Annotated in this window: 7 protein-coding genes and 1 pseudogene; 2 read left to right on the forward strand and 6 right to left on the reverse strand. The window is 64.7% G+C overall.

All coding sequences use genetic code 11. From position 1 onward, the window contains the following. Positions 1 to 78 precede the first annotated feature (78 nt). The 6 genes and pseudogenes from KAK06_RS15620 to KAK06_RS15645 form a co-directional block, all read right to left on the reverse strand. A pseudogene (locus KAK06_RS15620) lies at positions 79 to 432 on the reverse strand (cytochrome-c peroxidase); the annotation flags it as partial. Between the two features lie 78 nt (positions 433 to 510). Then, positions 511 to 1950, reverse strand: a complete 1440-nt coding sequence (locus KAK06_RS15625) for a glycoside hydrolase family 18 protein (RefSeq protein ID WP_210803061.1) — start codon at positions 1948 to 1950, stop codon at positions 511 to 513. A gap of 9 nt (positions 1951 to 1959) precedes the next feature. Further along, entirely contained in the window at positions 1960 to 2823 is an 864-nt protein-coding gene (locus tag KAK06_RS15630) for a glycoside hydrolase family 16 protein (RefSeq protein ID WP_210803062.1), read from the reverse strand. Further along, positions 2820 to 4082, reverse strand: a complete 1263-nt coding sequence (locus tag KAK06_RS15635; RefSeq protein ID WP_210803063.1) for an MFS transporter — start codon at positions 4080 to 4082, stop codon at positions 2820 to 2822. Before KAK06_RS15635 ends, KAK06_RS15630 begins: the two co-directional genes overlap by 4 nt. Further along, on the reverse strand, positions 4079 to 5587 hold the full coding sequence (gene nagZ / locus KAK06_RS15640; RefSeq protein ID WP_210803064.1) for a beta-N-acetylhexosaminidase: 1509 nt from the start codon (positions 5585 to 5587) through the stop codon (positions 4079 to 4081). The genes KAK06_RS15635 and nagZ overlap by 4 nt, the downstream gene beginning before the upstream one ends. Continuing rightward, the gene (locus tag KAK06_RS15645; protein ID WP_210803157.1) at positions 5584 to 6594 is read right to left on the reverse strand and encodes an SIS domain-containing protein; all 1011 of its coding nucleotides are present in this window, start codon (positions 6592 to 6594) and stop codon (positions 5584 to 5586) included. The genes nagZ and KAK06_RS15645 overlap by 4 nt, the downstream gene beginning before the upstream one ends. A gap of 538 nt (positions 6595 to 7132) precedes the next feature. On the opposite strand from KAK06_RS15645, the gene KAK06_RS15650 reads away from it, so the two are divergent. Both KAK06_RS15650 and KAK06_RS15655 read left to right on the forward strand, forming a co-directional pair. Further along, positions 7133 to 10006: a TonB-dependent receptor gene (locus KAK06_RS15650; protein ID WP_310741104.1), complete on the forward strand. Its 2874-nt coding sequence runs from the start codon at positions 7133 to 7135 to the stop codon at positions 10004 to 10006. A gap of 126 nt (positions 10007 to 10132) precedes the next feature. Then, positions 10133 to 11773 carry a tryptophan halogenase family protein gene (locus KAK06_RS15655; protein ID WP_210803065.1) on the forward strand — a complete coding sequence of 547 codons (1641 nt, stop codon included), beginning with the start codon at positions 10133 to 10135 and terminating at the stop codon, positions 11771 to 11773. The last annotated feature ends 54 nt before the right edge of the window (positions 11774 to 11827 follow it).

Below are 11827 nucleotides of genomic sequence, written 5' to 3' on the forward strand. Positions count from 1 at the left end.
TTGTCAAGAGAGAAAACATTAATAAAATCAAGCACTTGCGATTCTGATTCTAGCTCAACTGGGTTAAGTTCGCAGCATTGGGTTGGCGATGGGGCCACCGGCCTGGGCTTTCAGGTCTGATGCACGGCCATCCCAGAACTGGGCCAGGTTCAGGCTGGAATTAAGCACCGTTGGCGCGTTGATCGGGCCCTGTTGCCACTTATCGCCGATGCTGGTCTTGATGTTGTCGGTACCACCCATGCTGAGGTTGTGGCACGAGTTGCAAGAAATGAATCCCGACTTGGACAGCCGCGGATCGAAATACAGCTTCTTGCCCAATTCCACCTGGCCCAAATTCACCTGCTGGGGAGGCACGATGGGCTGGATGGGCTCCTGGTTTTGGGCTACCACTGCACCGGCCGTGGCCAGGGCCAATGAAGCCGCAAGAGCCATTGGCAAGAGACGGGAACGTATGAAAACTCCTCAAGCCGTCCCTGCCTGTGCGGGTAAGGGTCGGGATCGGCAAAGCCGTCAAGGCGCCTGTCGGCTTTCCGGGGCCAGCAGGCGGTGGCCGCTGCCACGATTCATGGCATTGAGCAAATCGCCGTTGTCCTGGCTCAACTCCCAGGCGAACACGCCGGCCAGTCCGACTTCGCGGGCATAGCGTGCCTTTTCGGCCACGGCGCGGGGATCGTCGTACCCGATCCAGCGTTGGTGCGCGGAGTCGTACAGGCTCCACGCCTGTTGCGCATGACTGAATCGGGTCTCGAACCCACCCCTGCCCCTGCCCTGCCGGTCCAGGTACTGTCGCGCGAGGTCGCGGTAAAAGATGGCGCCGTCCTCGCGGATCGGAAACACGCCGCTGCGGTCAGCCCCTGGGCGCGGGTCTTTCACGCCTGAGAAGCCGCGGCCGTAAAAGGCCACCCCGGCCACCAGCTTGGACAGCGGTACGCCATGACGACGCATGTGCGCCACCGACTGCGCCAGGCTGTCGTCGGCACCGGCCCAGCTGCTGAACAGCGGCGCATGGTGGCCCGCCTTCTCGGTCCATGGGCCATGGTAGTCGTAGGTCATCAGGAAGACCAGATCCAGCGGCGGAGCCGCAAGGCTCCAGTCGATACGGTCCAGCACAGCGGCGGTGGCGTTGACGGCAACCGTCAACCCGTAGCGTCGACCGGTTTCCCGGCCGAGCGCATCCAGCCCCGCACGCAAGTCCTGCATCAGTAACGCATAGTGGCGCCCATCCTCGGGATGACCCAGTTGCACGCCATTGGCTGCGCCGTTGCCGCCTGGATGCTCCCAGTCGATGTCGATGCCGTCAAAGCCGGGGTGTTCACGCAAAAAGCGCTGCATGGCCAGCACCACCGCCTGACGCCCTTCCGCGGTGCTGGCGGCGTGGAACAGCGGGTCAGAACCGCCCCATCCGCCCACCGAAGCCAACACCTGCACGCGCGGATCGCGGCGCTTCAAGCGCTGGAAGGCCTCGTCGAAGATGCGATGCTGGGGGTGCGGTACTACGTCGAAGGCCGGCCGGCCCTGGCAGGCCTGCGCATCACGCGCCACCTGACCGGGGCCGCACAGATGCAGAAAGGCGTACAGCACATGGCTGACACTGCCCAGTGGCAGCCGATCGACAGCGCTGGCAGGCCGCTCGTTGATCACGTAAACGCCGACCACGGCGTCGCCTTGACGTTGCACCGCACGAGCGCCACCGCCAAACCACGGTGCGTCCAGGAGGCTGTCGGACTTGGGAGTCGCCGGCTGCAAATCGACCGCAGCGGCGGCTTTTTCACCGTCTTCTTGCCCCATAGCTCGGCTATGGGGCGGCGAATCCGGCAAAAAATCCGCTCGCTGGGGCCGATTTTCGCTTTGTGTGCCCCGAGTCAGACAGCCTCCTGGTGCGGCACTGGCGGGTCCCGCCACCAGCGCCAGGAACACGACAGGCAGGACGAGGGCCATGAAGTTGGGCATGGGCTGTTCTCAAAAATCGCAGCGTGCAGGCTGTTCTGGCGGCGGCAGGTTGTCCTGCTGGGCCACGCCCGCGCGGCGCAGTGCCTGCACGCGCTGACGCATCGCCTGCGGTGACGCCGATTGATCGGGCAGATGCAGCACCCAGTCGACATCAAAGCTGTAGTGACGCGGGGCACCCGCGCTCACGGGCAACAGCCCGCTGGGCGAAAACCAGTGGCTGAAGGCCAGCGACATGGCTTGCCGGGGCACCGTGCGCCCTGCATGCCACGCCACCTGTCGGCCGTCAACGAACCATCGGCTGCCTTGCGGCGTGCTTTGCACGGTGAGCTGGGTCCAGCGGTCTCCAAAGCTGCGCTTGACTTCCGTGCTGAGGTTGTGGGCATCCCAGGGCTCCAGGCGCACGGTCTGCCAGGCAATGCCGTACAGCCGAGTTTCGGTTGCGCCCCAACCGCCGTTGGGCAGGTACTCCCAATCCAGCTCGCTGAACAGCGGGTCATAGTCAAAGCGCAGGGGGCTGACCTGGAAAAAGGCCTGGATCACGGCATCACCGTCGGCGCCCGTGTGCGGTTGGTCGCTGAAGCGTATGCGCGCGCTGGTGGTCCCCCACAGCGTCTTCGGTGCGCGGCAAAGCTGTGTCTGGTAGCTGCCTTCTGGCGTGCCGTCGGTGGCCGCATGCAGACGCAACAGGCGGTTGTTCGGCTGCTGAGGGTCGGCAACCAGTTCGATGTGCCCCGCGTCCCAGCGTGCACCGACGATGCCGGGATGACCGATCTTGTCGCGCAGTGTCCAACCGCTTTGCACCAGTGCCTGCCGGTCGGCTTGGCTGAAGTCGTCGAAGAACAAGGCGCCAGCCAGCGCCAGTGTCGCGATCATCCTGCGGCGGGCTCAGGTGCGGGCGCGCCGATACGCCGCCGTACCCACAGCCACAACAACAGCGCAGGCAGACCTGCCACCATGGTCCAGGCAAAGAAGGTGTCGTAGCCCAGCGCCTGCTGGACGTCGCCGCTGATGGTCTTGCTGAAAATGAACCCCAGCTGCATGACGCCGCTGCCCAGCGCATAGTGCGCCGTGCTGAAGCGACCAGGAGCAACCACCTGCATGATGAAAAGAATCATGCCCACAAAGCCAAAGCCGTAGCCTGCCATCTCGATGGCGATGGCTGCAGTGGTGAGCCAGGCATCCGTGGGCAGCGCATGGGCCAACCACCAGAATGTGGCGTTGGGAATCATCATGGCAAGCAGCAGGACAGGCATCGCGCGGCGCAGACCCAGCGCTGCGGTGAAGTAGCCGCTCAGGATGGATCCGACCAGAAAGGCCGCCGTACCGGCCGTGCCGTAGATGCCGCCAACCTGTTCGGTGCTGAGCCCGAGGCCGCCCTGCTCCCGGGGCTCGATCAGGAACAGCGGTCCAATGGTCTGCACCTGACCTTCTGCAAAGCGGAACAGGACGATGAACAGAAAGGCCCAGCCGATGCCAGGCTTCTTCAGGAAGTCCATCAGCACCTCGGCAAAGTTCGCCCACAGCTGCCCACGTGCTGGCGGACTGCCGATGGCGCTGGGCAGCACACGGGCGTTCCAGGCTGCCAAGCCAGCCAGCACCAGCGCCAGCAGCAGAAAAATGGCCGACCAGGCGTTGGCCACGCCATGGCGCTTTTCCAGCCAGCCAGCCAGTACGAGCAGGCCTCCCAGGGTCAGGAACTTGCTGGCATTGAAGAAGGCGCCCTGCCAGCCGGCATAAGCCGCCTGCCGCTTGGCATCCAGCGAGGCCATATACAGGCCGTCACAGGCAATGTCGTGTGTGGCCGAGGCGAAGGCGAGCACAAAAAACACGGCAATGCACAGGACGAACCAGGCCGGAAGCTGCAAGGCCAACGCCACCGCGGCCAGGCCCATGGCGCTGAGAAACTGTGACATCACGACCACGCGCTTCTTGCTGGCCACCAGCTCGATCAGCGGGCTCCACAGCGGCTTGAACGCCCAGGCCAAGCCCATCAGACCTGTCCAGCGCGCGATGTCGGCATTGCCCACGCCGAGGTTCTTGAACATCAGTCCGGCAATGAGCATGACGACAAAGAACTGCAGACCCTGGACGAAGTACAGGCTGGGCACCCAGCGCAGTGCGGACGTGTTCATGACATCTCCAGAGCGCGAATCGGAGGACGGCCGGTGGCGGTCAGGTGGCCGGCAAGCCAGGCACTCAGCGCGCGCAGCGCTGGCGCGTCGTAGCCCCAGGTCAGCACAGTGGGTGCATTCAGGTCAAGGGCCTGAAACGGGTTCCAGAGGGCCAGATGCAGATCGATGGGCCAATCACGCGCGGCTGAAGGGTAGCGCTGGCGCGTGTTGGAGGCCAGCACGTTGCAGCGGTGGTCGCGCGGGATGTCCTGGCCACGCATCGCCACCAGTCTCGGAACGACCAGCCACTCGATGTCCGTACCACGGGGCCACAACGAGGCCAGCTCCTGCGCAGAAGGACCGGCTTCGCTGACACCGTCACTGGCCACTTCTGCCTGGGTGATGACGCGCAGCGGACCGCGCGGTGCCTGCGCAGCGCGCAGGGTGGTCAAGGCACGTTCGGCGGTCAGCTGCATCAGTTGCATGTCGGCGGTCCAGCGCGCGGCATCGACATCGCGCAGCCGTGCCGGAAAGCGCTCGGCCAGGGCATCTATGCGCTGGCTCGCGCGCTGAAGCTGAGCAGGGTCCAGGCGGCCGTCGACCAGGGCATCAGCCACCGCGTCCACGGTGTCTTCCTGCTCTTGCAGGCTGCCTTGCGCCAGCACCATGTCAGCACCCGCTGCCAGTGCGAGCACGGCAGCGCGCGCATGGCCCCAGCGGTCGGCAATGGCGCGCATCATCAAGGCGTCTGTGATGACCACACCCTGGTAGCCGATGCGGTGCCGCAGAAGTTCGGTCAGGAAAAAGCGCGACAGTGTGGCCGGCCGGTCAGCATCGAGTTGGCGGTACACGATGTGGGCGGTCATCAGCGCCGGTGCCTGCTCGTGCAGCGCGTGGAAGGGCCGCAACTCCAGAGCTTCCAGTTCAGCCAGGGTCTTGTCGACCTCTGGCAGCGCATGGTGGGAGTCTTCGTGAGTGTCGCCATGACCGGGGAAGTGCTTGACGCAGCAGGCGACGCCTTCCAGCAGGCTGCCAGCCATCCAGGCTCCGGCCAGCCGTGAAACCTCGTCGGGGTCGTCGGAAAAGCTGCGCTCGCCGATCACCGGATTGGCCGGATTGCTGTTCACGTCCAGCACGGGCGCAAAGTTCCAGTTCACCCCCAACCAGGCCATCGAGCGGGCCGTGGCCGCGCCGACCTGGCGCGCGATGTCGGCGTCGCCCACAGCCCCCAGGGCCATGCCGGCCGGCCCCACGGGCACGAACGTGGCCCGCGAGACGGCGCCTCCTTCCTGGTCCATCGCGACCAGCGCCTTGGTCCCCAGCAGTGCATGCAAGTGCGCCGTCAGCCGCCTTGTACCCGCCAAGCCGTCGAGATTCTTGCGGAACAGGCACACGGCACGCACCGGGCGACGTCGCAACAGTTCGATCTCGGCGGCGTTCAGGGCCGTGCCCTCGATGTCGATCATGACCAGCGATGCCGCCAGTCGCAGTGCATCGCTGCGGTCCATGTGCGCGATAGAGCTCATGCGGTGCGCGTGACCTTGCGCAGGTGCGGCGGACGGTCAGGGTCCATGCCACGTTCGCGGGCGAGTTGTTCGACCATGGGGTAGAAGCTTTGCACCAGGGTGATGGGGTCGAGCAGCTCGTGCGCAGCCATCGCGAGCGGCAGGTCAGCGCCGGGCGTTCCGGGCGGTGCGGCCAGCACAACGGTGGCACCTTGGTCGCGCAGGCGTTGCGCCAGGGCCACCGTGCCGGCCTGCGCTGGCCCACGGGGCGCCAACACCAATGCCGCAAAACCATCGCGCACCAACGCCATCGGGCCGTGTTGAACTTCGGCGCTGGAAAAGGCCTCGGCCGCGATGCCACAGGTCTCTTTGAACTTCAAGGCCGCTTCCTCTGCCACAGCCAGGCAAGGACCGCGGCCGATGACGAACAACTGTGTTGTACCGCGCAGAGCGTCGACCGCACGACTCCAATCCAGGCGGGCGGCAGCCTGCAGGCCATCGGGCAAGGCCTGCAGTGCGCCCAGAAGCGCTTCGTCCTGTTGCCAATGCGCGACCAATCGAGCTGCAGCGACCAATTGCGCGATGTAACTCTTGGTGGCCGCTACCGACAGTTCCGGCCCCGCATGCAGAGGCAGATCAAACTCGGCCGCGGCGGCCAGTGGAGAGTCCGGCTGGTTGACCCAAGCGACGGTGCGAGCGCCCCCGCGCCGCAGGTGTTCCACGGGCGCGATCAGGTCAGGGCTCTGCCCGGACTGCGACAAGGCCAGCGCAAGCACACCCTGACACTGCATCGGGCTGCCGTACAGCGTGACCAGGGACATGGGCATCGACGACACCCACAGGCCCAGACGATGCATCAGCAGGTACGCGAGGTAGTGCGCGGCGTGGTCCGAGCTGCCGCGTGCGATGGTCACGGCCTGAATCGGCGGATGTTCGCGAAGCAGCGCCGCCAGGTGCCTATAGCGCTCGGTGTCACGTGCCAGCTGCACGGCCACGTTGTCTGGCGCCGCGCGGCACTCCTGGGCCATCTGGCTGCGGGTGGCTAGGAGGCTGTCGGACTTGGGAGTCGCCGGCTGCAAATCGGCCGCAGCGGCGGCTTTTTCACCGTCTTCTTGCCCCATAGCGGGGCTATGGGGCGGCGAATCCGGCAAAAAATCCGCTCGCTGGGGCCAATTTTCGCTATCGGCGCCCCAAGTCCGACAGCCTCCTAGGAGGCTGTCGGCCACCGGCGCCTCTTTACTGTCGAAGGCTTGCCGGCACGTCTGCCGGATCGCCTTTGGGAGCGGTTGTTTGCGGGCACGGACGCACGGAAGTGCTGGGTCATGGGCCTGATCGCTGTGATGTAAGGGCGTTGGCCAAGGCCACGCAGCAGAAATACCACTTTAGTACCAGCAATGAAAGTGGTCAAGCCTCGATCTGACCCGTTCGGGCGATGGCAGCCGATCTGTTCGCAGAACCGCTGCAAAACCGAGCCTATCCGGGAAAGTACGAAGGGCAAGTGGTAGTAAAGTGGATTGCACCTGGCTAGACTGCACCGCAAGCGTGCCCCATGCAGGTCTGGCATGCGTGATCGAGCCGCACCCTCTTTGCACCCTTTACACCCAGGAGAGCTCCATGAAGTTCCGCCTTTCGCCGATCACCGCAGCCGTGGCGCTGCTGTCGATGCCGGTGTCCACCCTTGCCCAGACCGCCCCGCCCGCAACGCCCGCCAGCGCGCCGGCTGCCAAAGCCGAGGTGCCGACGCAGACGGTTGAGATCACCGGCATCCGCGCGTCGCTGCAGCAGGCCATCAACGTCAAGCGTCTGGCCGATGCAAACATTGACGTCGTCACCGCCGAGGACATCGGCAAGATGCCCGACAAAAACGTCGCCGACTCACTGTCGCGCATTGCCGGCATCTCCGTGATCACCAGTGCCGCTGCAGGTTCCGGCGGCTTCGACGAGCGCGACCGCGTGGGCTTGCGCGGTACCAACCCCAGCCTCACGCAAACCCTGGTGGACGGCCACGCCATTGCCAACGGTGACTGGTTCGTGCTGGACCAGACCGGTGCCGGTGTGGGCCGCAGCGTGAGCTACACGCTGCTGCCCTCGGAACTGGTGTCGCGCGTGGAAGTGCACAAGAGCGCGGAGGCCTCGCAGATTGAAGGCGGCACGGCGGGGTCGATCAACATCATCACGCGTACGCCGCTGGAATTCCGCAAGAACCTCACGTTTGAAGCCAGCCTTGGCATGGTCTATTCCGATCTGGCGGGTGAGAGCGATCCTCAGGCCAGTGCGCTGCTGAACTTCCGCAACAACGAGCGCACTTTCGGCCTGATGGTGCAGGCCTTCTCGGAAAAGCGCAGCCTGCGTCGCGACGGCGTCGAGACATTGGGCTTCTTCAACCGGCTGGACAGCAGCAACGCGCCCAACCTGGTGGCGGCCCACCCGGAGCTGGCGGGCGTCTACTTGCCCGATCTGATCGGCTCAGCTCTCTTCGAACAGACCCGCGAGCGCAAGGGCGGCCTCGTAAAGGCCCAGTTCCGCCCCACCAAGGACATCGACCTGGTGCTGACAGGCTTCAGCTCCAAACTGGGCGCCGAGAACTACAACCGCAACTACCTGATGGCCGTGCGCCCCGGCCTGATCAACAGTGCGACCCTCTCCAACTACGAGATCACGACCGGCAAGAACGGCGACCGTACGCTGACCGGCGGCACCTTCAACTGGGCCAATGCCAGCACCGCCGGCTACTACGACATGATCTCCCGCGACGCGTCGGCCGAAAGCAGCTTCTTCAACCTCGAAGGCACGTTCAAGCTCAGCAACGCGCTGACGCTCAGCAGCAACATCGGAACCACCAAGGGCAAGGGCAAGACGCTGAGCCAGGACGTGGTGGAACTGGCCATCCGCACCGACCGCGCTGGCTTTGCGATCAACGGCCCGCACTCGGCACCCGCCTTCTCCTTCAACAACCCGAGCATGACGGCGGACTGGATCTTCGGTACGCAGAACGTGGTGGTGCACGACAAGGAAGACTGGGCGCAACTGGATGCCGAGTACAAGCTGGACACGGGCATGCTGCGCAGCCTGAAGTTCGGCGCGCGCAGTGCCACGCACAAGCGCCACACCGACCCCACGGTCAACCAAGGGCCGGGCTGCGCCAGCGGCACCCCATATCGCGTGACGGGCTTCGACTGGAGTCAACCCAGCGCGTGCGCCGTCAATGGCGTCGATGCGCCGCAGAACTCGCCCTTCGCCGCGGCCAGCCTGCCGGCACTTTCAGCGAGCTACCCGTCCAACTTCGGCAGCGGCCTCGGTTCGGGCTTTCCGACCCAGATCGGCTACATCCCCGCCGATGCGCTGGCCGCCTACAACGCCAGCTTCGCCAACCGCGACCCCATCGCGCGCCGCTCGCCATTTGACGGCGGCGAATACAGCGTGAAAGAGTCGACCACGGCAGTCTACGTGCAGGCCAATCTGGAGGGCGATGCCTGGGGCGGCAACGTTGGCGTGCGGCTGGTGCGCACCAAGCAGACCTCGGGCTCGTTCCGCCCCAGCCGCGACGGTGAGACCCCCGACGTCTCATCGCTCTTCGGCAACTTCAATGCCACGTCCGACTCCCGCACCTACACCGACGTGCTGCCCAGTGCCAGCGTGCGCCTGGACATCACCAAAGACGTCGTCGGCCGGATGTCCGTCAGCCGCACGATGACACGGGCCGACTACACGGCGCTTTCGGCCTACACCTCGTTGAACACCAACGGCATGTTCCTGGACAACGCCGCCGTGGGCGGCGGCACGGCCGGCAATCCCGGCTTGAAGCCGGTGCGCTCTACCAACATCGACGCCAATATCTCGTGGTACTTCGCACCACGGGCCTATGCCTCGGTGGGTGCGTTCCACATGGATCTGGCCAGCTACATCACCAACGGCAGCTTCACGGCGACCTACCCCGTGCTGCTGGGCAATACCGGCGGCGGCGGGGATGTGCAACTGGTCGATCGTCAATTTGTCATCACCGGCCTGACGAACAAGAAAGCCACCGTCTCGGGCATGGAGTTCGCGTTCGAGACGCCCATTGGCAACAACTTCGGCGTCGGCGCCAACTACACCCTGTCCAATGGCAGCGACGAGGACGGCAAGCTGCTGCGCGGAAACGTGAAGAACGCCGTCAACCTGACCGGCTACTACGAAAACGACGTGTTCTCGGCGCGCGTCAACTACAACCACATGGACGACATCTTCCTGGGTCTGGACCGCGGAACCGAGTACTTCCAGAAGGGCGTAGGCGTGTTGTCCGCATCCTTGGGCTACAAGTTCAATGCCAACTTCGGGATCACCCTGGACATGCAGAACCTGAACAACCCGACATTGGTCAACTACGCCTCCGATGTTCAGCCGCGCGCCATCTACAAGAACGGCCGCCAGTACTACCTCACGGCGCGTGTGAAGTTCTGATTCACGGCGGTCGCGACTTCGGCAAGGTGTGGCCTGAGACCATCGGTCACCGCGTGCCGGCCCGCGCCGCGTGCAAAGCACATGGGGGAGCGCCGAGGCGCTCCCTTTTTTCATCCTCAAGACATCGTGAGCACCAACGCCAACACCAACACCAGCACCAACACCAACGCCAGCATCATCGACCAGTACATCGCCGCGCAAACGCGAACCCCGGGCCGCGACATCCCGCCACCCGTGCGGCACGTGTGCGTGGTGGGTGGCGGTTCGGCCGGGTGGATGACGGCCCTGATGCTGGCCACCACTGCCTATGGCCAACGTCTGCAGGTCACGGTGGTGGAGTCGCCCGAGGTGGGCATCATTGGTGTCGGCGAGGGCTCGACCAATTGGCTGCGCCAATTTTTCGAGGTGGTTGGCATCGAGGAATCAGAATGGATGCCCGCTTGCAACGCCACCTACAAAAGCGGCATCACGTTTGAGCGCTGGTCCACCAAGCCCGGCTTCGAGCGCTACTTCCATCCCTTCGCGTCGACGCTCGACAACATGGTGATGCCGGTGTTTGTCGACAATGCCCACGCGCGTCTGGATGGCGCCGACGTGGACGCGCACCCGGATCGCTTTTTTGTCTCGGCCACGCTGGCGCGGCGCGGCCTGGCGCCACGCCCCCGTGAGAACTTTCCCTTCGACGTGGGCTATGGCTATCACTTCGACGCCACGCTCCTGGGCCAGTTTTTGAGTCGCAAGGCCGTGGCCCGCGGCGTGCAACACCTTACGCGCCATGTCCGGCAGGTGTTGTTGGACGAACAGGGCAACGTCAGTGGCCTGCGTCTGGAAGGCGATGAGGTGTTGCAGGCTGACTTCTTCGTTGACTGCACGGGCTTTGCGTCGCTGCTCATTGGTCAGGCCTTGAAGACGCCCTTCATTGCGTTTGGCGAGAACCTTTTCAACGACGCGGCCATCGCCGTGCCGACGCCGCTGGAAGGCCCGATCGAGTCGCAAACCGTCTCTACCGCCTTGAGGTACGGCTGGGCGTGGAAGATTCCATTGCGCCAGCGCTGCGGGAATGGTTATGTGTACAGCAGCGCACACTGCAGCGCCGACGCGGCCGAGACCGAGTTGCGTCGCCATCTGGGACTGCTGGACGCCGATGTCAGCGCCCGTCACCTGAAGATGCGTGTTGGCCGCATGGCTCAGGTGTGGAACCGCAACTGTGTGGCCGTGGGGCTCTCGCAGGGTTTCATCGAACCCCTGGAGGCTACGGCACTGCTGTTTGTGCAGCGAACGGCAGCCATGCTCGTCCAGGCCCTGGAGGACGGCGACCTCGGTCCCGCCGCACAAGAGCGCTTCAACGAGACCATGCGGCAGCGCTTTGAAAACACACGCGACTACATCGTGGCCCACTACAAGACCAACTCGCGCACCGACACTGACTACTGGGTGGCCAACGCCGAGAACATGCACCTGTCGGACTCGCTGCGGGGCGTGCTGATGACGTGGATGTCGCGCCAGCCCTTGGCGCCAGCGCTGCGGGCAGGCCGCTTTGGCCAGGGCTATCCGATCATGTCCTGGTATGCGCTGCTGTGCGGCATGGGTGTTTTTCCCGATGTAGACGAGGTGCAGCCACCTACGGTCGACCACGCACGGCATCGACTGGCGTCGGTGGACGACTTTGTCTCGCGCAGTGCCTTGAACTTCCCCGACCACAGAGCGCTTCTCGTCGACATACCGCCGCGTCTGGGTGACACCTCGCTGCAGGTTTATCTGTGGTGACCTCAGCGGCCACGGTACAGCGGTCTCTGACCGGGACCCTCAGATGCTGCGTGA

The sequence above is a fragment of the Ideonella aquatica genome, assembly GCF_018069755.1.
Classification (GTDB): domain Bacteria; phylum Pseudomonadota; class Gammaproteobacteria; order Burkholderiales; family Burkholderiaceae_C; genus Ideonella; species Ideonella aquatica.

What these genes read in the sequence shown, in the direction of transcription:
- nagZ (WP_210803064.1), bottom strand. Translation starts at nt 5,587, where the DNA reads ATGAGCTCTATCGCGCACATGGACCGCAGCGATGCACTGCGACTGGCG.
- KAK06_RS15645 (WP_210803157.1), bottom strand. Translation starts at nt 6,594, where the DNA reads ATGGCCCAGGAGTGCCGCGCGGCGCCAGACAACGTGGCCGTGCAGCTG.
- KAK06_RS15625 (WP_210803061.1), bottom strand. Translation starts at nt 1,950, where the DNA reads ATGCCCAACTTCATGGCCCTCGTCCTGCCTGTCGTGTTCCTGGCGCTG.
- KAK06_RS15630 (WP_210803062.1), bottom strand. Translation starts at nt 2,823, where the DNA reads ATGATCGCGACACTGGCGCTGGCTGGCGCCTTGTTCTTCGACGACTTC.
- KAK06_RS15635 (WP_210803063.1), bottom strand. Translation starts at nt 4,082, where the DNA reads ATGAACACGTCCGCACTGCGCTGGGTGCCCAGCCTGTACTTCGTCCAG.